The organism is Microbulbifer sediminum (assembly GCF_021729035.1).
GTDB lineage: Bacteria > Pseudomonadota > Gammaproteobacteria > Pseudomonadales > Cellvibrionaceae > Microbulbifer > Microbulbifer sediminum.
Genome location: NZ_JAJSAP010000008.1, coordinates 113010 through 138942, shown reverse-complemented (window position 1 = coordinate 138942; position 25933 = coordinate 113010). Strand labels below are relative to the sequence as shown.

The following is a 25933-nucleotide window of genomic DNA, read 5'->3' as shown; positions in this document are numbered from 1 at the left end:
CTCAATCCCACATCTCAGGATATCCGGCATATTATCCAGTCTGTGACAGGCGCCTCTGCGCTGGCTGACCGTACTCCTGCGCGGTGGCAGACCACCGGTACATCAGCAGGACCACACCGCAGAGCCCGAAGCAGATCCAGTAAAGCACGGCACCACCCCACCACTGGATCACGATCCCACCGAACAACGGTGCCGCCGACCAGCCCAGGGCATAGAAAGCTGCTGCACCGAAATAGCTGCCACGACGGTCGGGAGGCGCCATCTGGTCAATCTGGATGCTCATGGTGGGGAACAGGATCGTCTCGGCCAGGCTGACCACAAAACTCGCCCCGAGCCAGCCGGCAACCCAACCCATCGGGTTGACCGCAAACCACAATTGGCCAACGGCCAGGACCATCAGGCCCAGCACGATGCGCTGTCGTACCGACCAGTGTCCCAACAGCCGCAACAGGGGAAACTGCAGGAGCACAATGGTCAATGCATTGATGAGGATCATGCTGGAAATCAGCTCGACTACCTGCGGCGCCCCACTCCTTTTCAGGTACTGCACGAGGCTGGAATCAAAGTGCGCGTAGATAAAGAAAGTCAGCACATTGGCCAGCACGACCAGCAGGAACACCCGATCTTTCCGCAACACCGCGATTGTGCTGGAAAGCGTGGCATCAGGATTTCGACGCCTGCCCGCGGCCCGACCGGTGGCGGTAAATGCAAATCCCCAGGCGATGGCCAGCGTCAGCGCGAGGTAACTGAGCGCAGTCAGCCCGAAGGTCGACTGTTGTGCCGAAAGGCCCGCCCAGACCCCGACCAGCGGGCCAAATGCGACGCCTACATTAATCAGGAAATAGCGGAGCTGCAGCGCCAGCTCCCGCGTTCGCTGTTCCGGCAACAGATCGCCTATCAGTGCACTGGAAGGCGACTGCCAGGTTGACTGAGCTACACAGCACAGGGAGATCGCCGCAATAAACACCGGAAGCGACCCGGCCTGGGCCAGCAGGGCAAACGCGAGACCATTCAGCCCCGTACCAAGCAACAGCAGGTTACGGCGGCCATAGCGATCAGAGAGCGTCCCGACATAAAAGCCCAGCAATGCAGCAACGACTGCCGATACACTCAGGATGACACCAATCTCTGCGGCACCCAGCGCGAACCGGTCATACAGCATGATCGCGAGGAAAGGCCACACCATAAAGTAAGTGCCACGCGCAAAAAAACTGCCGACCAGAATGATCCAGACCAGAAGCGGAAAGCCGTGCATTCCCTGCCACCACTGCTTATCCATGGTCACTACTCCCTGTGTTCATGTTCCAGTTCCATCAATACATTTCGGTCGCTGACGACCAATTACCGGCAAAAAAAAACCCGGAAGGCAGACCTTCCGGGTTTTTTTGGGAGGAAGGCCTTTCACCTTCCTTCGCACAATGCTCTGTCGGGTGCTCTAACGCATGGCGGTTACCACCGCACGGGTACACGGGGAAATGCGCACTGAAATCACTTCAGCTGTATACACGCACAGGCCCCGCTCCTGCTGTAGCAGGCCGGTACACGGCAAGTGCTGTTTCAGTGTGATCTCTTTGTACATGTTTCCAGGCGATCAAAGCTAGTGAACGGTATCAGGCAATACTATCCCACCCCAGAGGTTTTGCAACCCCCAACGATGGCTTACCACCAGCCAGGGGCAAAAGAAAAGCAGCGCAAGCCCGTGACCTCCGCTCGCAATGGGATAACACAAGACCAGGTCGACTAACCGGTAATGCCCAGTCGCAACCATATAGTCGCGCCTGGCAAGGCCCAGTGCTCCGGGGAGAACTATACTGGGAGGCTGTGGCGAAGCCTAAAGATAGTGCCACCCAGTGATAGCGGGGATGAAACAAATGCCGATCCACATCGGTGCCCCCACCACGCAACGACCAACCCGATTTCACATGGCACACAATTCGTCACTACCATCTCTCATGGAAGCGAGAAGGAAATATGACGCTCTCAGACCTTTTACTAAAAGCAAAACCAATGGTGGAGAGGAAACTGGAAGACCTCCCTGCTCCCTACATACTCTTTGTCTCCATTTGCGACGGTAAAGAGCGCGCCATCACACGCCATGTAAAGGGCGAGAGCATATCGAGTGCTTGGCAGGCAATTACCACCGAAGCACGTAAGGCAACCAGAAATGGCAAACTGCAGCCCTGCTGGCTTCGCATGGACTGGGTCACCCGCGCCGACAAAATGAGTTGGGCAGCATTGAAGGAGATACTCCGCATCACAAAGCGCTCCTACTTCCGCTACGGCATCGCCATGGACGAGGATTTCCGCTTTGCCTTCCTCGAGCAGGAACTGAATGGTAATGCGATGCTATATGGTGGCAACCAGATAGGACATGCAGTTGTCAACGAGAAAAATTTCAATGTTTATTGCCGCAAGCGGTACGGCAATAAACTAGAGCCCGACTTTTCAGACGACAAGACAGTTTTTCGTCTGTGGACGGAAGGTGTCTTCTGTGACGAGTCCGGCCAACCTGAATACCTTTACGGCCCCGGCAGAAACGCTGGCCGCAGGATCATCGATGACCTGGATGAAGACACGACAACCAAACTGATTGAGACCAGCAGCAACTATCTGGCGGGCCAGGTAAAGAAGAGCGGGCGTTTTGAGTATGGCTGGCACGCCTGCTTTGATAAGGCAATCGGGACCTACAATACGCTGCGCCATGCCAGTAGCACCTATGCAATGACGGAGGCCTGGGAGGTCACGCGTGACAGGAGACTGGGCGCCGCCATCGAGCGCTCACTCGACTACCTGTCGAACACCCTGATTAAGCGCACCTCCCTGCCGTCCGGCGAAACTGCAGCTTTCCTGGTTGAAGCCAATGGCGAGATCAAGCTGGGCGGCAATGCGGTGTGCCTGCTGGCTTACGTCAAGTGGTGTGAGCTCACGGGAGACGACCGGTACCGTGACCTGATGGACCAGCTGGCCTTGGGCATACGGTTTATGCAGGACAGCCAGTCAGGCAAATTCGTGCATGTCCTCCAGTTCCCCGAGCTTTCGCTCAAGGAGGAGTTCCGTATTATCTATTATGACGGCGAGGCCGCATTCGGACTGATGCGACTCTACGGCCTCACCGGGGATGGACGCTGGTTGCGGCTGGTCGAGAAGGCATTTGAGTATTTCATCGCTGCGGATCACTGGCAGGCCCACGACCACTGGTTGAGTTACTGTGTCAACGAGCTGACGCTGTACCGGCCGGAAGAGAAGTATTACCGCTTTGGCATACAGAACGTAGAGGGCTATCTCGATTTTATCGAAAACCGGATCACCACATTTCCAACCCTGCTGGAACTGATGATGGCAGCAGAGAAGATGGTGACGAGGCTTTCGGAAGACAGCAAGTACCGTCATCTCCTACAGATGCTGGACCTGGAGTGGTTCTACCGCGCGCTGCACAAACGGGCGAACTACCTTCTCAATGGCTACTTCTGGCCAGAGTTCGCCATGTTCTACAAGAACCCGGCAAAGATCCTGGGCAGCTTCTTTATCCGGCACCATGCATTCCGTGTGCGTATTGACGATGTGGAACACTACCTTTCCGGCTATGTCGCCTACCGCAACTACCTGAGAAAGGGCAAAGTCCGGACTGGACAGCACGCTATCGTCCAACAGGATCTTGAACCGGCACCGCCCCCCGATGGCCGGCCGGTGGTGGCTTGGGGCGGGGACGTCAACCTCTCCCGCCGCCAGCATTATCGCACCGCAGAGCTTGGCAGAGCGGCAGTTCTCGGTCGGGTTCCAGCATTGAGCAATGCAGATCTGACCATCATCAACCTTGAATGTGTCGTCGCGACCTGCGGTCAGCAGGGGAGCCCAAAAGGTGAGCTATCGCCCTACTACTACCGTGCCAGGCCAGAGATGCTGCGCCTGCTGGTGGACTCCAGAATTGACGTGGTAGCCACCGCAAACAACCATAGCGGCGATTATGGCCCTGGTGCACTCGTCGAGCAGTGTGAGTGGCTTGACCGGGTAGGCATCGGCCATGCAGGGTCGGGCCACAATCTCGAGCAGGCCCTGACTCCCGTCATTCGCTGCGCCGGGCAGCTAAATGTGGCGATTTTTTCCCTGGATGCCACACAGGAGGAGTTTGCGGCGACCGTAAACAGACCGGGGAGCGCCTACCTTCCGCTGGAGGAACCGCAGGCCTGGACTGATGTTCTCGAACCCAGGATACGTGCGGCCCGCGAGCTGGCAGAGATTGTACTGGTCGCCGTGCACTGGGGCCCCAATCGTGAGGTCGCACCTGGCAGAGCGGAAATTCTTGTCGGCCATGCGATCATCGACGCAGGAGCGGATGCTGTTCTTGGCGCCAGTGCTCACGTGCTCCAGGGAACGGAAATCTACCGCGGCCGGCCGATCATCCATGATGCCGGCGACCTCCTGTTCGACTCGGTACGGAACTCTCTCGCTGACAGTGGAGTCTTCAGGCTCGCACTGGGCCAGCATGGAGTCGAACGCATAACGTTTGTACCTGTGGGCTCCGGGTTTGGCTTCAGCCGGCAATTGAAAGACAACAAAGCCATAGACGCCTGTCGACGGTATGCACGACTCTCTGCGCCACTTGGGACTGCTTTTACCCTCACCGAAGACGGCACTGCAACACTCTCACTGTCGCCGCCGGAGAGACAGCTGGAGCGCAATATTCCCCGGGCAATGCCCACCACTTACCGACTGTGGCCTCTCGACGAGGCGACACGGATCAATAGGCCCGAGTGGCAGGTACCCAGCGTTCCCAAAGACGCCCGGATTACACCTGTCACTGTAGGGCCACTGAAACTGGTTGGCATACGCCTGTGGCCTCGCGAAGTCAGGTACCGGCAAATGCTCTGGGTAGAGTCCTTCTGGACCAGCGAAACGGAGATGGACGAGGATTACCGGCTCGATTTCCGTGCCGTGCCGGTCGAAGAAACATCGATGCCCCTGTGGGGCAAGTCAATGGACCACGATCCCTGTGACTGGCAACTACCGACCAGCCGCTGGCAGAAGGGGCGGGTTTACCGGGATTTTTACGGGTTGAGGCCCCCGCAATCCCGGACGCTGGAAAATGTGGACCTCCAGTTACAGGTAGGCCTGGCCGGGGCTCACGAAAAGACGGCACCGGTTCCGCTGGAGGGACTAACGGTGCACCTGGCTCTCGGTAAGGCTACACCCCCCAGTGGAAAAGCCCCCGTCTACCAGAGAGAGTTCCCCCGCTCTCTTCTCAATCATGATCATGGGCTAACATGGGACGCTGAGCAGCTCGAGCGCATTACTGGCGGCAGCTGGCTGGTCCCCCCTCCTGATGGGTGGGCCGTAAAAAGTGTGGTTTCGGGGATCAGCTTTATCGACCAGACCCCCGGACCGACCGTGTTTGTTGCCCATACCAGCCTGGATCGGGCCTATCATGAGCAAAGTTCCTCGGTGACCAGGCTATGGGACATGCATAAGAAACTCCCGCTGGTCCCAGAAAAGCTCGCTGGTGCGATTGTAGCCAGGCCAGTTGCCGGCTTACCACGTAACCTCCCGGTATTGCTGGTCGATGACCCTATCCGGGCCATCGTCGAGCTTGGCCTGGCCGCAAGGGCCCGTTACGAAAAGGATGTGATAGCAATCACCGGCACAGCGGGAAAGTCGACAACGCTGAAAATGCTCGGGCACCTCCTCGGTGGTAGGGAGAAAGTCCTCACAAGCCTGGGAAACTACAACTCACGGGTGGGCGCCCCATCGATGCTGGCCAGCCTTGCACCCAACGACGAAGCAGCGGTGATCGAGGTCGCACAGAGCGCGCTGTGGATGAAGAGGGGGCCGATAACCAGGCTTATCCGCCCTACGATCTCAATAATTACTGAGATCGGTATCTCACAATCTCGCAGCCATGTTCGCTCTACAAAGGATACAGCACGCTGGAAATCCCGTATCTTCGATGGCTTGACGGGGTCAGCAGTGGCTATATTTGGCGATCACCTCAAGCACTTTGAATACATCAGGTCTGAGGCGGAGAAGCATGCCCGGCGAATCATTGTATTCGGTACCGGTGAAGAGTCGGAGGTAAAGATCAGAGATATCCAGGGAGACGACAATGGGAGTTGGGTAACATTGGAAACCCCAAATGAAACCGTAAGCTACAGGGTACCGGCGCCCAGCCGGGGTATGGTTATGAATAGTGTTGCTTCCATGTGTGCACTGTACGCCATGGGTCGGGATCTGACGAGTATCGCCGGCGAGCTGGCAAACCTGGAGCTCGATGACGCCCACCTCAGTCGCACCAGAATGAAACTGGCCGGAAAGGAAATCGAGCTTATTGACGACAGCTGGAACGCAACTATCAGCTCGATGCTAAACGCTTTCTCCGTTCTTGCCCAGTCGAATATCAGCAACCAGGGGCGGAAAATTGCAGTTCTTGGAAGGGTCGTTCATCTAGGGGAAAAGTCACGCGAATTACATCAAAGCCTCGCACAACCACTCCTGGATGCCGGCGTGCATCAGGTCATTACGCACGGTGAGGAAATGCAGCATCTGCGCGATGTTTTACCGGAATCCATACTCGGCCCGCACTTCATGAACGCTGATGATCTTGCCTGCCACCTGGTTGAGTGCGTTCGCCCGTCAGACCTGCTGCTACTCAAGGGGTCAAGGCGTGATTCCGACTTTGGCTCGGTCCCGGGCCTGCTGGAAAAGATATCGGATACCGATACTGCGCCGGCTTGACATTGACGCTGACATAGTCCCGAGCTTTGGTCACACCTGGACTTGTGGTCCCTGCGCCTCCATCGCCAGGGGGCGCATCCCTCCGAGGCGGCGCCTGGTCGCCAGGGTCTCCAGCTTTACGTTAAATGCTATGCATATCCTGAGTGAGTTATCTTCAACCTGGTTAACATAGTGGTAAAGCCAATTCGGGAAAAGGATCATCCTGCCCTCCCTCGGTACCACAGTGCTCCTGCCTCCAAAGTTGCAGCCAGGCAAATCCGTGGAAATACATAGCATCCTGGGATCGAGAAACTCTATATTTCCACTGGCCTTGCTCTTCACCTTGACCAGATCCGACTTCACATAGTAAACCCCGGACCAGGTACAGGATTCATGATTATGTATCTTTCGATAGCTGTCTGCCCGTGAGACATTGGCCCAGGCATGGGCAAGCATATCACCTGGCCGGGGAGTGTATTTTCCTTTCGTCACACTCTGGGTCATCTCCTGTACAGCGGAGATGATTCTTTGCTTAAGCAATTGGATTTCTTCATGCGGCCACTCAAGCAGGTCCTTGCCGGAATCCCAGCTTCCTATATTCGACCTCTGCACCCGCGGGGAAATCCCCTCCCTACTGAGGATAATTTCCGTCAGTCTCGCGTTTATCAGCTCTGACTCACTCCAGTCCTTGATCAGGATTGGTGTAGAGAATGCTGACTTAATCACGTTCATGATGAATTGCCTGAATTGCTATCATTGATCCTGGCGTTGCATGGTGAAATTAAACTGAGTGACCTGAGGGTGATCCTCTACCTGGATACTCGCAACCCGTGCCTGGGAATGACCGGTCCTGGCAAGCTGCATGATGGACTCGATGGACGCGGGGCTTCCTTCCAGTAACATTTCAACGTTACCATCGGCCCTGTTACGTACCCAGCCGGACAGGCCATGTAATACAGCCTTACGCTTTAACCACTTTCCATAACCGATCCCTTGCACATCACCACATATCACTGCGTGCACACTGCGAGGAGACACAGGATTTGACACTGCCTCAGGAAAGAGTGACTGGATCATGGAACCTGCCACATCCCGACCAATCCCCTGGGTAGGAAAGTGGTGCAATGCCAGGCTGGGATTACAGACAACAGCATCGACCCGCCAGGCCTGGCTCCCTGGCGGAGCAGCGATGTCTGAAGCGATCACATCGACTCCTGCAAGATAGGGGGAAAATACTGCCTCAACCGAGCGACAGGCAATATCCACAAATCCGGGGTGAACAAGATCAGTAACATCGCGCCGGAACTCCCTGTAATTACATGCATCATTAGCGTTACCGGGATGGGGACCACCAAAGACACAGGCAATGAAACGACCATCAATCATCAACATGCGATATTGACAAAGCACCAGCAAATCGCTCGGCTGCCTCCCGCTCACGACCCCTGCGTCCCCTATCACCTCCCTGACCCAGTTACGATCACGGCATATTTTCAGTGACACCACGCTGGTAAGGTCTGGAATGCCCTTGTAGAACACTACGCGATGGCAATCATCAGTTATTTCAAATACCAGATCATCGATTTTATTGACTCGGAGATTGGCTGCATAAGCTGCCTGGCTGATCAGGTCTCTCTGCGGATGCGTACCTGTGGCAAACTTTCTGACCCCTTCTCCCAGGATATACGGCCTCGCTGCGCAAAACAGGTCATCCAGCGTCTTCGCTCCAGCGCGCGCACTGCTAAAAGCAAACTTCAAAAGCCTTTCTGGTAGGTTTACTGGGCGGCCGTAACTCGGGAAGACTGAACTGGAAACTGAAGGGTTCCCATTAATTTCGATCACCTCCGCTGTCACCTGCTCTTTGCTTTCATCCACAATAAGGTCAACGCCTACCTGGGCCAACCCAGGGAAGCAAGCGGCGGCTTTCAGGGCAGTATCCAGCACACTACCGCCCAAAAACTCAATAATCTGTACTGCGTCACCTCCTGCAGAGATATTGGCTACGCTCGCCAACTGAACATACTCCCCTGCACCCGGGACCTCTCCAAGAGACCTGCCACTTTGTTCGAGAAAGTCGAAGCGCCTGATCAAGGAAATGCTTGCGGAGGGGTTTTTCATCCTTTGCCGATTCTTGCTATCCACAAGCTCACGAATCGTACTTTTCCCATCACCAATAACGCTGGCAGGCAACCTGGCGTAGGCAGATACTACCACTCCCCCGACTACGATAACGCGCAAGTCATAGCCGCTCAGGTGTTTCTCAACGATAACTCTACTGGAAAACCGGCTTGCATAATCCCAGGCATCCATAAAATGATCACGAGAACCCACGCCGGTAGTCACACCTGTTCCATGGGATTTATTGACTGGTTTTATGACAACAGGCCAATTACAGGACTCAAAATACCGCAGCGCTGAATCCCTGTCTTCGAATTCCAGGCCTTCGGCGACCTTCACACCATCCCTCTGGAGGAGACGCTTTGCGATACTCTTGTTTTTTGCGCAAAACGTATATACAGCAGAATTCTCAGGGCTGTTCTGTAGAAATGCGACACGCCTACCCTGGTAGACGACGTCGAAAACCATTTTTTTGTACAGATTTACCTGAAATCCCAGCCGCTGCGCCTCAAAACTGATCAGCGAAATTGAAATATTGCCATCTCTCTGGTGAAACGGGGAGCTCTCGTAGTCGTTTTCAATGGAAAACAGCTTGTCGGCAGCCTGCGGTATCTGTACAAGCATCTAAGCCATCCTCAGGTAAGTTAACCATTCTAGGGAATTCACGCGGCGACCCCGGCGCAATGCAGAGATACACCAGCACCCTATATCCGTCAATTCCTCCTCGAATTCAAGCTAAAGCGATCTCTCGGTCTATTGATAATGCACAAGTTTTGAGTTGTGTTACCGGTAAATATAGACACAATAACCCGGTATTTTACCTGGGCTTGGTCGGGAAACATTCCGTTAACCGCCATTCACCACCTGACAAAGGGATCGCGCAACTCCTCTTGTAAATAGAAACCGTTTCAGCCTGAAGGAACCACATAGGGTTCCCGCCTGAACGATAGCTAAAAGGCGCTGAATAACTGTGGCCGCGAAGACCAGTCACGATTACACGAGTATAAGAAAAGCCCCGGATAACACATTAATATTGACGCGTCATCGCCTATCGGTACACAAGGAATGCACGCTGATTCATTGGCCCATACTCCTTTACCGAGATTTCAGAGACCCTTGCTCGAACTGGACCTTCCTCACAGAGCGTGAGCAGGCTAGCCACAGCCGCCGGGGGTCCATTGAGAAATATCTCCACATCACCATGCGGAAGATTCCGGACCCATCCCTGAACACCATGGCGAACAGCTTCCCTCTGTACCCAGTCCCTATAGCCCACACCCTGGACCCTGCCCTTCACTACGACATAAACACAGCGATCCGTAGTACATCCCCAATCTGCGTTAGGGAAAAGTGACCTCAGCAAGGCACCGGCAATATCACGGCCAACACCCTCAGATGGATAGTGATGGAGCACAAAATTGGGATTACACATGACGTCCAAAACCTGCCACGATTGCTCGCCTGGTGAAAGCTCTATATCCTCCGCAAGCACGTCCACGCCAGCGAAATAAGGACTGAATGTCGCCTTTACGCCTTCCAGTGCGGCCTTTACAAAGCCAGGGTGTATCGACTCGGTGATATCCCTTCTCTGGTCAACGTACTTTCCCGCCGTGTTGCCTTCTCCGGTATAAGCCCCGCCATCAATGCCGGCTACAACCTTGCCATTAATCACTATCAGTCGGTACTGGCACAGTTGACGCGTATCGGTTCTCGGACCGCTATTGTCAAGCCCGGCTTCCGACAGGATCTCCTTGAGCCACTTCCTGTCCCTGGAGACTTTTCTCGAAATAATGTTAGTCCTGTCAGGCATCCCCTGGTAGAACAGCACTTCGCCAGTACCATCTGACACTTCGAAGACATAAGGGGATATATGGGATACGCTGAGATTTGCCAAAATTGCAGCCTGCTCTATATAAGCCACCTGCTCACTCTCACCAGTGGCACGAACACGGAGACGAGGAGCGAAAACATACGGCGATGCTGGTACGACTCCACCTTCAGTAATATCCGCTCTTTCCCGCCGGGCAGTGGAAAAAACATGGCGCAGAAGCTTCCCCGGAACATTCACGGGGCTACCATAACTGGGGAACACAGCATCACAGATGCCCGGGTTGGAATTGATTTCGATTACGTGGGAAAGCACCTCATCGCCCCGATCATCGACCATGAGGTCCACGCCCGTCTGGGTGAGCCCGGGGAAGCAACGGGCAGCTTTTTCCGCGATCTTTACGACCTCCTGGGGTACCAGATGCAAAAGCTGCACAGCATCCCCGCCGGCAGAGGTGTTTGCCACACTGGTCAACTGCACATATTCACCCTTTCCGGGGACATCGTCGAGTGAACGGCCGTTATGCTTCAGCAGGTCAAACCGGGTAATCAGGTCAATCTGTAAGGAGGGATTTTTCTCGCGCTGTAGATTCTTACGGTCAACCAGTTCCTGTATGGTGCTCTGCCCATCACCGATGACATGCGCCGGAATCCTCGATAGTGCAGCTATCGCTTGCCCGCCTACAACCACTACACGAAGGTCATAGCCCTTTATGCACTTCTCTACAAGCACTTCCCGCCCATACTCCCGGGCATACCCCCAGGCCTCGAGGAAGTGCTCCCTGGTTCTGACATCTGTGGTTACTCCCGATCCGTAAGCGCGATCCAGGGGCTTCAGCACCATGCCAGCATCACAGGACTCAATGTAATTCCATGCGGCCTCCACATCTTCAAATACCTTTCCCTCCGGAACCGGCACTCCCTGCCTTGCCATGAGCTCCTTGGCGATATGTTTCTGCCTCGCACAATAACTGTATACTGCAGAGTTTTCCGGACTGTTCTGGAGGAAGGTTACGCGATTGTTGTTATACAAGACATCATAGACGAGCTTTTTATATCGCTTCACCTCGAAATTCTGCCGCTCTGCCTCTGCACTGATTAATGCAGTTGCAATATCGCCCTCTCTCTCCATAAGCGGTGATTCCGAGAAATCGTTTTCCACTTCAAAAAGTTTATCGGTACCGACAGGGACATGATCAAACATTTGAGAACCCTCGAAATATCACTTCACGCGCCAGCGGATATTTACATCCACCTGGTCTCTCTTCCCCCGCAGCTCCCTGGGCCATAAGTTTGACCATACCCAGGTGAAATCGCGATTTAGCACAATTTTATCCTTTCCACCAATGCCGAAGCCGTAGCCAAAACGGGAGTCCAAGGCCAGGTTTGGGTCCACAGGTATCCAGCGTCCGTCGATATACACTTCCGCGGCATGATGGTTTGGCTGACTGAACTCTGTCTTTGATGTCATTAAAAATTCAGAGGTAATCCTGGCCGGATAACCCATAGCCCTGGCAAGAGCAACAAACAGGGCGGCATACTCCGTACAGTCCCCCTCTCCTTCATTGACCGCATAAAGCGCACCCTTTGTAGACTGCACATCGTATTCAAGTAGTTGCTGTGGAGTCAGAAATGCCGCTCTCAGACGATCTTCATCAGTGTCGAACGTGCTGCGAATATGTGTGGCAAGCTTGCGAATGGGCTCGGCGTCAGACTCGATATACTTTCTCGGTTGAAGATATTCATCAGGTGGTGGTGAATCGTGAACAGGAGTGTCCTTATGGAAATCATACCTGGTTATTTCCAGGTCGAACTCCACCCGGCGAGTCGACGTCTTGCCAGCCGGAATATCCCATACCATTTCGACATACTCACCATTGCCAAGTCTGTGGCTCTTTCGCTTCAGGGCTTCTGGATAGTCATAGCGGACACTGAGCAGCCGCTGCTGCATATGATCGCTTAGGGGAACCGAGAGGCGATGGGTATATCCCTTGATATCGACATCCGAACGGTTGTGTACAACCACTTCCGCCGTGAGCGTAACCTGCCGGGTCTGTCCCCAGGAAAAGTTGACGACGACCCACATCAACAGGAGAAAAACCCCTGCCAGCAATAAGAACTTCATAACCATCAAGCTCCGATCCTGGAAAACCCACTCCTAACCACAGTGCAGCCACAGCTTGCTCAGCGCTCCCTGAGGGCTTCGCTGGCTTTGTTAATGGGTTTAACAAGGTAGTCAAAAATCGTCTTTGACCCGGTTTTTACATCAACCGATGCAACCATTCCTGGAACAATTGGAAAGCGATTGCCATCCTTGTTGATCAGGGCATCGGATTGGGTAAGGATATAGACGCGGTAGTAGTATTCATCCCGGTTTATCTCATCCTGGATCGTGTCGGGTGAAATGGTCGTCACCTTTCCCTCCAGTCCCCCATAAATAGAGTAATCGTACGCCGTAATCTTTACTTTGGCCGACTGTCCAGGGTGAATGAACGCGATATCTCGTGGAGATATACGTGCTTCGATCAATAGCTTGTCATCCAGGGGAACGATTTCCATCAGGCGGCCATTGGGCGGAAGGACGCCGCCAATCGTAGTGACTTCAATATCCTTTACGATGCCTCTTACCGGTGACCTCAACGTCAATCGCGTCAGGGAGTCCGATCGCCCTTCAATTACCGAGGACAGGGCTTCTGCCTCAGCACTGACCGTGGCCAGCTCCTCGCGGGCCCGAACCATATACTCGGACCTGATTTCCCGGATTTTCAGCTTAAGTTCTGATTTTTGCCTGCTCAGGCGCAGGACTTCGACATTGCTTGCAGCGCCGGAACTGACCAGCGAACGGGTTATTGATAGCTCCTTCTCAACCAGGTCAAGTGACTCCCTGACACCGCGAAGCGACTCCTCGAGGCTGTTTTTTCGTGTCTTGTATAGTTTTCGCTCTTTTGCCTTCAGTTCATCATGGGAATCAAGTTCTCTCGGAAAGTCCAGGTCCGTACCATTGACCTCCGCTGTCAGCCTCGCCACACTTGCTATGGCTGCACGGTAGCGAGCGTAACTTTCCTCTACATTCGAGCGTACTTTTGTGGGGTCGAGCTGTGCCAGGACTTGCCCCCGTTCGACGATATCTCCTTCACTGACCTTGAGATCAGCAAGGATACCCCCTTCGAGCGACTGTATGACCTGCTCACGTGAGGTTGGCACCACCTTACCGCTACCGGATGAGACTTCGTCAACCTTGGCGAAGTAGGACCAGCAGATAAGCCCGGCCAGCAGGAGAAAGAAGACCCAGACAACGCGCCTTGAGTTGATCAGTGTTGACTCGTCATGCTCGTCATACTGATTCTCGCCGGCCTGGTAGTCCGCATCCAGGAGAGGGATAGATTTAGTACGGGAACCTAAACCTTCACTGCCAGAGGGATTTAGCCGGCTACCTTTTGCCCCCACAATCATCATGTCACCTGCTCTCGATCCTTGGCCACCTGCCGATCAGATCGGGATAATTTCTCCATTACCGCCTCCTTCTGGCCATCCATTACAATCCTGCCCCTATCGATAACCAGGATGCGATCCACTAGCCGGAGCGTACTTACCCTGTGGGTCGCAAGCACCAGCGTCCGTTTTTTGGCCCAGGCCGAAAGGTTATCGATAAACCGCCTTTCAGAGGCTTCATCCAGGGATGCTGTGGGTTCATCCAGGAGAAGGACCTGTGGCTGCCTTATCAATAGTCTCGATAACAAGAGTGATTGCTTTTGCCCACCGGAAAGCCCTGCGCCACCTTCCAACACCATATGATCCAGCCCTTTAGGCATGTTTCTCACCATATCGAGGGCTCCGGACATCTCCAGTGCCCAGATAATTTCATCATCCGTTGCATTCGGTGCGCCTAAGGTCAGGTTCTCGCGCAATGTCCCGTGGAAGAGTCCCGATCCCTGGCTCAGGAGGCCTACGTCTCTCCTGACATCAGCCGGATCAATGTGCGCTATTGAAACTCCGTCAAGGTTTGCTGTCCCCGCACTGGCCTCCAGTATTCCGGAAAGCGCCTGGAGAAGAGTCGACTTCCCTGCACCATTTTTTCCGAGTAATGCAACTTTCTCCCCCGGTTTTATCGTCAGGTCCGATATGATTAACGCCGGTACATTCTGTTCAGCATCGTACTTGAATTCCGCATTGTGGAATTCGTATTCACCGCTAATAGAGGCTTTGTGTACGCGCTTACTCCCCTCTGGCTGGTCGACCGGGAGATTCATGATATTGTCGATCCCCTCAAGGGCATACTTGGCCATTTGCCAGCGGCTGAGCACCTGGGTGATATTGGACATTGGGGACATCATCCGCGAACTGAGGATCGAGGCAGCCACAAGCGCACCAGTTGTCATGGTTCCGTTCATCACCATGGGCGCCCCGAACAACACAGTCAGCGCAAAGACAGACGACTGGACATTGTGGGTCCAGGTCACCAGCTTACTGGTGAGATATCTCAGCTTGAGGTTCGAGTCCGCAGTGACAGCATTAAAGTGGTTCCATTGACGCTGGAACCTGTGCTCCGCCTGAAGGGTCTTTATATCCTCCATCCCCTGCACTGTCTCTACAAGCATGCCGTTGCGCAATGAGGATTCACGCATCGCTTCACCAGACAACCTCGCCAGCTTCTTCTGGACAAGGAGCCCCGGTATTACGAGCAAGAGCATGGCGAATAGCGGGATCAGAACGAGGGGACCGGCTATGACCCACAGAACCAGCAGGAAAAGGAAAAAGAATGGCATGTCCGCGATTGCGAGGATAGTGGTCGAAGTAACCATGTCGCGCACGCGCTCCAACTCCCGAAGCTGGGAAATAAATGTGCCTGTCGATTTGGGCTTTGCTGAGTTCCGCAGCCTTACCGCATGCCCGAACACAAGGTCAGAGACACGAATATCAGCTCGCTTCCCCAGGAGGTCAGTGATCCTTACCCGCATTACCCGCATGGTAAAATCAAAGATGATCGCCAGCAGAACGCCACTGAACAGTACATAAAGGGTCGACATGGATTCCGCCGGGATAACCCGGTCATAGACCTGCTTTGCAAACAGTATTCCGGAGAGGGCCAGCGTGTTTGCCACAGTAGTGGCCAACATCACATGACCGTAAGGCCTGATATCCTTCAGTATGATTTTCCGGAACCAATGCCGGTTGTCTGGCTTGATGTAGTCGTCCACCCTGACATCACTGAGTGTTTTCCTGGGACGCAGGATCACCAGGTGGCGGATATTTCCAGCAATCTTGTCAACACTGGTATGACTTTCCAGGCCCTGGTCACCGCACCAAACAATGCCGAGGACTCCGTTCCTTCCGATTGTCTCGACCACACCGACCTGTCCGTCGTCTAACTGAAGTACCACTGGCAGGCGCCAGGGGCTCAGGTCGAACTGGTCAAATGTTGAAAACTTGATAGTAAGCCCAGCCTGGCGTGCCATCTGTCTCAGCACAAGTTCGACACTTTCGTTCCCTCCCCACTCGGCGGCTATCCGTATATTCTCTGCCGAGCAGTCCAGCCGGTAATGACGGGATACTGTAACAATTGCTTCCAACCATGGTCGAAAGTCCAACTGTGTGTTACGGCTGGTTGTCTCTGACTGGTCGTGCTCAACTACGCTCTCGCTATTCAAGGCAACACCTCCACGCCCTGGACCGCCCTACCCTCTATTCCGAATGCCCTGCGAATGTCCCCGGTGTTATAAAGGCATTCTATCTCGAGTGCCTTCAGGTCATATCGGGTCTCAACACGTTCCTGGCGTGCCTGCTGCAGCTCTTCTTCCGAATTCAACAGGTCAAGCAGGGTCCGAGTTCCGAGTGATGAATATTGTTTCCGATAGAGGTTCCTGGTCTCCCTGATCGCATTTTCACGGGAGTCCAGAATTCCCAGGCTGCGATCCAGGCCATTCGCCTGTGCCTGGGCTGCCAGGTATTCCCTGGTAACAGCCTCCCGGGCAGCATCCTTTGCGGCGTCGGCAGAGCTCAGTGCATAAGATGCAGATTCCTTACTTGCCGACAACCTGCCGCCCTGGTAGATCGGCATGGAAAGATTGAGGAACACCGCAGACTCGTTCTCATCGAGTACATTCGTATCGACATAGGTCTGGTCCAGGTAGCGGTTATAGCTCGCATCCAGGGACAAGGTTGGCCAGACGTCAGCTTTGGATTCCTGGAGGCGGGCCATTGCTTCAGCACGTGACGCCTCAGCAATCAGGACACGCGGTGAGGCAAGCACTTCCCCTGGCGCCCCTTCACAGGCATTCGTCACTGTCTCCGTTTCTGCCATCGAAACCCTTACGGGCGCGGCTGCATTGACCAGGTTCTTCAGAGTACTGCGCCAACGGGCCAGGCCTGCGATAACCTGCTGTTTCGAGGCTCGCGCGGCTTCGATGCGCGCCTGGGCCTGCAACACATCCGAGCGAGAACTGGCCCCTCGCTCGCTGCGCATTCTTACCAGTGATGCTATTGACGAGACACTCTCTATCTGCTCATCAGCTATGTCCAGAAGTGCCTGGTATCGCTGGACTTCCACCGCTGCATTTGCGGTATCCCGGGCAACCTGATCAATTGATTGGAGCACTTCAGCCCTGGATCGACTGACCTCAGCTTTGGCAAGATCCACACCGCTCGATATTTTCCCAAAGTCATAAATCACCTGGGAAACATAGAGCTGTACGGCGTGCCCGTTGCCATCTCCCTCATTTTCACTATCCTGGCCGGCGACGACGCCCGCGCTTAGCTGCGGGAAATAACCCGAGCGGGCGACGCGAATACCTTCCTGTCGCCGATATAGTTCACCCACGCTTTCGGCGATCACTGGATGCCAGTCGATAGCCTGGTGTACCGCTTCGGTCATAGTCAGTTGTTGTGGTGAGTACTGGGAGTGACTGACAGTAGAAGGAGGTGACGCTACTTCCTGCTGGACTGCCGATTCACTTATTCGGGCCGGACGGTCAGTCGAGCCGGGTCCGGTCTGGGATTGAGCCTGCTGCACACACATGGCGGTGAGAGATGCCAGCGTGACTATCCATAGTCGCTGCATTGAATCCACTATTTTCACTTACTCTGGCGTGAGAGGTATCCGGTACGGATCTGTTATACCCGGCACCACTGTTGAATTTTTTCCTTCACAGATTCTAGTCGAAAAAAGAAACACCGAGCCCTGGGCCCGGTGTTTCCCGTTTGCTAAGCCTCCTTTGGATCAGACGTCGTCTGGTCCATTCTGTTGCCACATATCCTGGACGGGATCAGTGTCCTGGGCGTGCATAGTGCTATCCAGGCCATCCGGGAGGCCACTTCCACCACCCGAGAATGTGTATCCTGACGCAGTGTCATCATCGGTATCAGCTACCGAGAAGAGCGACCCTGCATCAGATTCACAGTCGCTGACGAGATCATCAAGATCCAGGTCCGGGCCCATCTGATCGTCAGACAGCATTCCCGATCCACTCTCTTCTGACTCTCCAGGCTCACTGCGCATCCCAGCGTTGTCGTCCCCCATGGGGATTACGTCGCTGAGACTTACCTCAATGTCCTGGTCGCCGTCAGCGTCCCCGTCGGCATCACCGTCCGCGTCACCGTCCGCGTCACCATCGGCGTCACCATCGGCGTCACCATCGGCGTCACCGTCGGCATCACCGTCCGCGTCACCATCGGCATCCCCGTCGGCGTCACCGTCGGCATCACCGTCGGCGTCACCGTCGGCATCACCGTCCGCGTCACCATCGGCATCCCCGTCGGCGTCACCGTCGGCATCACCGTCCGCGTCACCGTCCGCGTCACCGTCCGCGTCACCATCGGCGTCACCGTCGGCATCCCCGTCGGCATCCCCGTCGGCATCACCGTCGGCATCACCGTCGGCATCCCCGTCGGCATCACCGTCCGCGTCACCGTCGGCATCCCCGTCGGCATCCCCGTCGGCATCACCGTCCGCGTCACCATCGGCATCACCGTCCGCGTCACCATCGGCATCACCGTCCGCGTCACCGTCCGCGTCACCGTCGGCATCCCCGTCCGCGTCACCATCGGCATCACCGTCCGCGTCACCGTCGGCATCACCGTCCGCGTCACCGTCCGCGTCACCGTCGGCATCCCCGTCGGCATCCCCGTCGGCATCCCCGTCGGCATCACCGTCGGCATCCCCGTCCGCGTCACCATCGGCATCACCGTCCGCGTCACCATCGGCATCACCGTCGGCATCACCGTCCGCATCCGCATCGGCGTCAGCATCGGCATCGGCATCGGCATCGGCATCGGCATCGGCGTCCGCATCCGCATCCGCATCGGCGTCCGCATCCGAGTCAGCGTCTGCATCACATTCGATATCGATGTCGATATCGATATTGATGTCACACCCGTCCCTCTCGATATCAATGTCTACATCGACATCCTTTATCTGACAGTCGGGATCGCAGTATCCACCCAGGCCTATGGGGCTCGGGTGTCCATCCGCGTCAGCGTCAGCGTCAGCATCGGCATCCGCGTCTGAATCCGCATCGGCGTCACAGTCACAGTTGATGTCGATATCTATATCGATGTTGACGTCGCAATCGGCGTCAGCGTCAGCGTCAGCATCGGCATCGGCATCGGCGTCCGCATCGGCATCGGCGTCCGCATCGGCATCCGCATCCGCATCCGCATCGGCATCCGCATCCGCATCGGCATCCGCATCGGCATCGGCATCCGCATCGGCGTCCGCATCGGCATCCGCATCGGCATCCGCATCGGCATCCGCATCGGCGTCAGCATCCGCGTCCGCATCCGCATCGGCATCGGCATCCGCATCGGCATCGGCGTCAGCATCCGCATCGGCATCCGCATCGGCATCGGCGTCAGCATCCGCATCGGCGTCCGCATCGGCGTCAGCATCCGCATCGGCGTCCGCATCGGCATCGGCATCGGCATCGGCATCGGCATCGGCATCGGCGTCAGCATCCGCATCGGCATCGGCGTCAGCATCCGCATCGGCATCCGCATCGGCGTCAGCATCCGCATCCGCATCGGCATCGGCATCGGCATCCGCATCGGCATCCGCATCGGCATCCGCATCGGCGTCCGCATCGGCGTCCGCATCGGCATCGGCATCCGCATCGGCATCCGCATCCGCATCGGCATCCGCATCGGCATCCGCATCCGCATCCGCATCCGCATCCGCATCGGCATCCGCATCCGCATCCGCATCGGCGTCAGCATCCGCGTCCGCATCGGCGTCCGCATCGGCATCGGCATCGGCGTCCGCATCGGCATCGGCGTCCGCATCCGCATCCGCATCGGCATCCGCATCGGCATCCGCATCCGCATCCGCATCGGCATCGGCATCTGTATCGGCATCTGCATCGGCATCGGCGTCGGTATCGGCATCGGCATCTGCATCAGAGTCAGCATCTGCATCGCTGTCCGGGGGCGGACCGGGGGGATTTGGAGGTAGTGGCCGGCCAGAGGGCGTATTGTTGCCTGTCTGCTGGAAGCCATCCCTGCCATCATCGTCATCTAACGCGATGGCAATTGCGCCCAGACCCACCAACCCGGGAATCAACCAGGAACTCACACCTGCGGTTGTGGCTGCAGCGGGAGCTGCGGCAGCAGCAACCGGATAGCCTGATCCACCAAGCATGGCGAGCATCATCGGCTCCTCACCACCCTCCAGGACCAAGTGGCTTTGCTCACCATCCTCATCGATCTGATAGAAATTGGCGATCACGACCTGCTCGCCCGATTCCAGGATAATGATCAGGTCATTGCCATCCCTTGCGTACGACGCAACTTCATCAAGCCCCAAGGGGAGACTGACGATCCCGATAGACGATAGCGCCAGGCCGTCCAATGGCGCCTCCCTGACCGACCCGGTTTCCCTGTCGTAAATTTTTCCAATCATGCTGTCACCTGACTACGTATCCCATCGTGAAATCCATTCACACGAACAGCGGAGTGACGCCCTGGAGCATTTAGCTGTCTTATTTACCTTGGCGGGAGCCTATTCCCTGAATTAATTGAACAAGAGCCCGAATTTCGTCCGCGACTTGTGAACAAAATTTGAGCAGTCCTTTTTTTATGGACAGTACTCGATCACATTTCAAGAGCAAATAAGACGCCGGCTATACTCCGGAGAGCCCGCCTGGCGGGGCAATCAGGGAAGAGGAACATTTGATGACAGGGAAAAAGCAGTCCGGGTGTACCCGGGCTGGCGGCTCAGGAAACAATAGAATTATCGATACGCCAGCCGGCCCGATTCTCGGCCAGGTTGACGTCGATAGCGGTGTCACACTATTCCTGGGTATCCCCTACGCCCTTCCCCCAATCGGCGACCTGAGATGGCGTCCACCAGAACCATTCCCAAGATGGCAATCACCACTAGCGGCATACTGTTTCGGAATGCCTGCTCCGCAAAACCCATCCACGCTGATGGAAATCCTGGGACCAGGCGGCGAGCCGCCGGAGAGCGAGGACTGTCTTTACCTGAACATTTACGCATCCATTCAGGCGTGCACCAATAAACTGCCGGTGATGATCTGGATCCACGGAGGCTCTTTTTATATGGGATCCGGCTGCCAACCGGTTTATAACGGCCGCCACCTGGCGGCGAGTGGTCGAGCTATTGTGGTAACACTCAACTACCGCCTCGGCAGTCTGGGATTCCTGCGATTAGCAGAGTGTAGTGATGTGGAAGCCAGTGGCAATGAGGGCGTACAGGATCAGATTGCAGCAATTCGCTGGGTCCAAACGAATATCACCGCATTCGGGGGAGACCCGGACAATATCACCCTGTTCGGCGAATCCGCTGGCGCCATGAGCATCACCGCCCTGATGGCCATTCCCCATTGCAAGGGGCTATTCCATCGCGCCGTGATACAGAGTGGCAGTCCCTGCGCAATCCAGGACCGCGACCGGGCAAATAGCCTGGCGGAAGCATTTGTAGGGAAACTGCAATGCAATTCCGGTGTATCGCCGGCCGCAGCCACGACCAGGCAACTTCTCCAGGCCCAGCGGGAGATCCTCGCGGATCCACGCCTGGAACGGGAATGGGGGCAGTTGCCTTTCAAGCCCGTGCTCGACGGGGAGCTGCTGACAGTCACACCCATTGAGGCCGTTCGCCAGGGACACGCTACGGAAGTGCCACTCCTCGTAGGTAGCAACCTGGAGGAGTGGAACCTGTTCAGTGTCAGTGATCCAGGCAGCTTTACCCTCGACAGGGCCCGGATTGTGAGCCACTTGAACTGGCTGCTACCGGAACCTGAACTCAATGACCTGCTGGATCACTACTACAGCCGTGCCCGTACCCTGGAAGCCAGTCCCTGGCCAGAATGGAGCCGTGCATGGAACCTGATGCTGACAGATATGATATTCACAGTGCCGGGACTACGACTGCTGGAAGCACATGCGGGCAAGCGCTACCACTATCATTTCGCCCAGCCCCTCGCCGCACAGCCCTTGCTCGGCGCCTGCCATGCAGTCGAATTGGGCTATGTGTTCGGTACTCATGGAGAAGAGAGCCTGCACGACCTGTACGGTGGCGAACAGGATGCCGATGCCCTGAGCTGTGCGGTAAGAGAAGCCTGGCTGAACTTCGCGGAAACCGGCGACCCCGGCCCGGAATGGCCCGCCTTCACCGAGGGGCACAGTCGGCGCTTCGGAGAACATCCGGAGGCCCACACCTTTGACCGGGCAACCGTGACCCGGATATGGCAGGATATTGGTGACGACTTGATTGGGCGCTACCTCTAGGCCGTAGTGCAACTAGGCCGTAGTGCAACGGCAGTCATTGAATTAAGTGCATGGTGGTATTGCTGTCGGCAATATCGCAGTAACCAGGGGGAATACAGTGACGAAAATCCTGCTGATAAGGCATGGCGAGGCAGCCAAAGTGGCCGGAGTGGAAGACCCGGCGCTTACAGCACTGGGACACCGGCAGGCCACGGCGCTGGCGCAGACTATGGGAGTCAATCCTCAATTCGCGCTGGTGAGTAGCCCCAAAAGCCGCGCGCGCCAGACAGCAGAACCCCTGGCCCGGCGTTGGGGGCGGGAGATCTCCATAGAGTCAGCGGTCAATGAGATCCCCTCTCCCCTGGACCTACCCCTGGCCGAGCGCGGTCCATGGGTCCGCTCGTTACTCGATGCGGAATGGAACCAGCTGGAACCGCATCAACTGCAATGGCGCAAGGACATCATGCAGTACCTGCAGAACCTGCAGCAGGATACCGCGGTATTTTGCCACTTCATGGTGATCAATTCCGTGGTCGCATACACACGGGAATCTGCTGAAATCTGCCAATTTCGCCCCGACTACACGTCGGTTACCGAACTCGCTATTACCAGTCGTGGACTGGAGCTCGTACGACTGGGCCGCGATCGGGATAGCCGGATGCTCTGATGCAGCCCGGCTAATCGGTGGTAAGGCACCAGTATCAACCGGAGGGTGATCGCGGCCAGAATATACCGGGCCGCCGGCGGCCACCAATCAAGCGAGGCTCTTACTTACGACCTCGTAGAGATCCGCTGAAAGCTGGCCACTTTCCATGATTGATTTCAACGCCGAATGCATCTGGCTGCCAACGGCTTCCCGGTATTTTTTCCAGCGGGTCAGGGGCGTCACCAGGCGAGCCGACACCTGGGGATTTAGCCTATCCAGGGCGATGACCTGGTCAGAAAGGAACTCAAAGCCACTGCCATCAGCCTTGTGAAACTGGGTGAAATTGCGGTTGGCAAAACCACCAATTACGGCGCGCACCTTATTGGGATTCTTGAGTTCAAACGCCGGGTGCTGCATCAATGCACGAACATGCTCCAGGGTACCGCAACGCGCACTATTGCTCTGCAACGCAAACCACAATTCAACAACCTGGGTATCCTCCTGCCAGCGCTTGTAGAAGCTATCCAGGGCCCCGTGCATCTGCGCTTCAGAACCACGATTAACCAGTGCCGCCAGGGCAGCTGCGCTGTCGGTCATGTTGCCGGCACTCTCAAACTGGGACTGGGCAAGTGCCAGGTATGTGGCCTCCCCGGTGGCAGCTAGGAAAGCAAGACAGGTGTTTTTCAGGCGGCGTGCGGCAATATCATCAGCTTCGGGCCGGTATGGCCCCTCCCGGGTAAAGGCACGGTAAGTCGCCAGTAATTCCTCGTGCAAGGCCTGTCCCAGTGACACTTCAGCAAATTCCCGGGCCGCAATGATCGCTTGCGCATCGATCTCCCCGGCCTCTTCCGCCAGCACCTGTGCACTGGGCAGGGACAGCATCTCGGCAACCAGTGCCGGATCCAGCTCCCTGTTCTGCAGCACCGCGCGATAGGCGGATACCAATTCGGGGGAAAGCTGCATCTCCCGCCCCGCGCGATAATCCTGCTGCAGGGATTCCAGCGCGATGAAAGCCAGTCTCTGGCCAGCATCCCAGCGATTGAACGCATCGGACTCGCTGCGCATCAGGAACAACAGCTGCTCGGGGGTATAGCCGTAGCGCAGTTTAACCGGGGCGGAAAACCCGCGCAGCAGCGACGGCAGTGGCTTTTCCGGTAATCCCTTGAAACGAAACGTCTGCTCCGCCTCACTGACCTGCAGCACCAGTTCGGTGTGACCCGCCTGGTCCAGCGGCATATCATTGCCGATAGGATCCAGCAGCGCCATTTTCAACGGAATATGGAACGGTGCCTTTTCGGGCTGGCCCGGGGTGGCCGGACAGGACTGCCGCACCGTGAGTGCGTAATCGCCGGTTCCGGGGTCATAAGCATCCGTAACCTCCAGTACCGGTGTCCCCGCCTGGCTGTACCAACGGCGGAACTGCTGCAGGTCAACACCGTTGGCGTCTTCCATAGCCTTGACAAAATCCTCGCAGGTGACCGCCTGGCCGTCATGGCGCTCAAAGTACAGGTCGCTGCCACGCCTGAATGCTTCCTCGCCCAGCAGTGTATGGATCATGCGCACAACTTCAGCCCCTTTCTCATAGACGGTCAGGGTATAGAAGTTGGAAATTTCCATGTAGGAATCCGGACGCACCGGATGTGCCATGGGACCGTCGTCTTCGGCAAATTGCGCCGTGCGCAGCATGGACACATCCTCGATCCGTTTGACCGCACGGGAATTCATATCAGCGGAAAATTCGGCATCGCGGAAAACAGTAAAGCCCTCTTTCAGGCTCAGCTGGAACCAGTCTCGGCAAGTCACCCGGTTACCGGACCAGTTATGGAAATACTCATGGGCAACGATCGACTCAATACGCTGAAAGGCCGCGTCAGTGGCAGTCTCTGGGCTGGCAAGGACGCAGGCAGAATTGAAGATATTCAGGCCCTTGTTTTCCATAGCGCCCATATTGAAATGATCCACCGCCACGACCATAAATATATCCAGGTCATATTCACGCCCGTAGACCTCCTCATCCCAGCGCATGGCCTTCTTCAGGGAACGCATGGCGTGCTCGCACTTGCCGATGTTTTTTGACTCGGTAAAGATTTGCAGCTTTATCTCGCGGCCACTAGCTGTAATAAAGGCGTCCTCTACATGCTGCAGGTCCCCTGCCACCAGGGCGAACAGGTAGGACGGCTTGGCGAATGGGTCCTCCCAGGTAACAAAGTGGCGGCCATCTTCCGTTTCGCCTCGCTCAACTTCGTTGCCGTTGGATAGCAAGACAGGGTAGTCGCGCGGCGCCACGATCGTGGTCGTGAACCGCGACATGACATCGGGGCGGTCCGGGTAAAAGGTAATCTTGCGGAAACCCTCTGCCTCGCACTGGGTGCAATACATGCCGTTGGAGAGATACAAGCCTTCCAGGGAAGTGTTGTCTTCCGGGTTGATGCGATTGCTGATTTCCACCACGAACTCAGGTCGCTCCACATCCACTGACAGCCCCTCGACTGAGGTCCTGAAGCTCTCGCTTGCCACGGGCTCGCCGTCAATCGCGAGTGACAGTAATTCCAGCTCTACACCCTGGAGTTCCAGCGGTGGCAGCTTAATGTCCGCCCCGCCGTTTTCCTGCGCCACTGCTTCCGGATTCCGGCGGATATGCAGCTGGGAACGGACCAGCGTACCCCGGGGCTGCAACTCGAAGTGCAGGCGGGTCTGGTCCACCAGGTAATCGGGTACCCGGTAGTCGCGGAGACGGACTGTGCGCGGCTGGGCGTCTTTCATTGAGTAATTCCCTTGGCTTGCTTGCGGAAGTGCTTAAGTCGCCGCACACCTGGGGCGGCGGGCATCAGGCGCAAACTATAACCTCCGCGCCCCCGGGGATTCCAGCCAGCATTCTTCGCCGGGCCCGATCAGCATGCGGGCGAGCTAAAAAGCGCCATT

13 protein-coding genes are annotated in these 25933 nt (G+C 56.1%); 3 read left to right on the top strand and 10 right to left on the bottom strand.

Going from position 1 to position 25933, the window contains the following annotated elements; translation table 11 throughout:
* Positions 1-31: 31 nt before the first annotated feature.
* The gene (locus LVD11_RS14340; protein ID WP_237060148.1) at positions 32-1279 is read right to left on the bottom strand and encodes an MFS transporter; all 1248 of its coding nucleotides are present in this window, start codon (positions 1277-1279) and stop codon (positions 32-34) included.
* A 692-nt stretch (positions 1280-1971) separates the two neighbouring features.
* On the opposite strand from LVD11_RS14340, the gene LVD11_RS14335 reads away from it, so the two are divergent.
* Complete coding sequence (locus LVD11_RS14335) at positions 1972-6726, top strand: CapA family protein (protein WP_237060146.1); 4755 nt, start codon at positions 1972-1974, stop codon at positions 6724-6726.
* A 30-nt stretch (positions 6727-6756) separates the two neighbouring features.
* On the opposite strand, the gene LVD11_RS14330 is transcribed toward LVD11_RS14335, so the two are convergent.
* The 8 genes from LVD11_RS14330 to LVD11_RS14295 all read right to left on the bottom strand — a co-directional run bounded on the left by LVD11_RS14330 (position 6757) and on the right by LVD11_RS14295 (position 20539).
* On the bottom strand, positions 6757-7437 hold the full coding sequence (locus tag LVD11_RS14330) for a TIGR02466 family protein (RefSeq protein WP_237060144.1): 681 nt from the start codon (positions 7435-7437) through the stop codon (positions 6757-6759).
* 21 nt (positions 7438-7458) lie between these two features.
* Positions 7459-9447 (bottom strand): acylphosphatase, encoded by a 1989-nt coding sequence (locus tag LVD11_RS14325; RefSeq protein WP_237060142.1) that lies wholly within the window; start codon positions 9445-9447, stop codon positions 7459-7461.
* Positions 9448-9871: 424 nt separating this feature from the next.
* On the bottom strand, positions 9872-11854 hold the full coding sequence (locus LVD11_RS14320) for an acylphosphatase (protein WP_237060140.1): 1983 nt from the start codon (positions 11852-11854) through the stop codon (positions 9872-9874).
* An 18-nt stretch (positions 11855-11872) separates the two neighbouring features.
* Positions 11873-12781 carry a transglutaminase-like domain-containing protein gene (locus LVD11_RS14315; protein ID WP_237060138.1) on the bottom strand — a complete coding sequence of 303 codons (909 nt, stop codon included), beginning with the start codon at positions 12779-12781 and terminating at the stop codon, positions 11873-11875.
* Between the two features lie 53 nt (positions 12782-12834).
* A complete protein-coding gene (locus LVD11_RS14310) occupies positions 12835-14106 on the bottom strand; it encodes an HlyD family type I secretion periplasmic adaptor subunit (RefSeq protein ID WP_237060135.1) in 1272 nt (423 codons plus the stop codon).
* Entirely contained in the window at positions 14103-16298 is a 2196-nt protein-coding gene (locus LVD11_RS14305; RefSeq protein ID WP_237060133.1) for a type I secretion system permease/ATPase, read from the bottom strand. The genes LVD11_RS14310 and LVD11_RS14305 overlap by 4 nt, the downstream gene beginning before the upstream one ends.
* Positions 16295-17521 carry a TolC family outer membrane protein gene (locus LVD11_RS14300; protein WP_237060131.1) on the bottom strand — a complete coding sequence of 409 codons (1227 nt, stop codon included), beginning with the start codon at positions 17519-17521 and terminating at the stop codon, positions 16295-16297. The genes LVD11_RS14305 and LVD11_RS14300 overlap by 4 nt, the downstream gene beginning before the upstream one ends.
* A 345-nt stretch (positions 17522-17866) precedes the next feature.
* Positions 17867-20539, bottom strand: coding sequence for a BapA/Bap/LapF family prefix-like domain-containing protein (locus tag LVD11_RS14295; protein ID WP_237060129.1), 2673 nt, complete (start codon positions 20537-20539; stop codon positions 17867-17869).
* 272 nt (positions 20540-20811) lie between these two features.
* Between LVD11_RS14295 and LVD11_RS14290 the strand changes: the two genes are divergently transcribed.
* Positions 20812-22386: a carboxylesterase/lipase family protein gene (locus LVD11_RS14290; RefSeq protein WP_237060126.1), complete on the top strand. Its 1575-nt coding sequence runs from the start codon at positions 20812-20814 to the stop codon at positions 22384-22386.
* Positions 22387-22483: 97 nt separating this feature from the next.
* On the top strand, positions 22484-23032 hold the full coding sequence (locus LVD11_RS14285) for a histidine phosphatase family protein (RefSeq protein ID WP_237060124.1): 549 nt from the start codon (positions 22484-22486) through the stop codon (positions 23030-23032).
* A gap of 87 nt (positions 23033-23119) precedes the next feature.
* Here LVD11_RS14285 and pepN read toward each other — a convergent pair whose 3' ends face one another.
* Positions 23120-25774, bottom strand: a complete 2655-nt coding sequence (pepN, locus tag LVD11_RS14280; protein ID WP_237060122.1) for an aminopeptidase N — start codon at positions 25772-25774, stop codon at positions 23120-23122.
* Between the last annotated feature and the right edge of the window lie 159 nt (positions 25775-25933).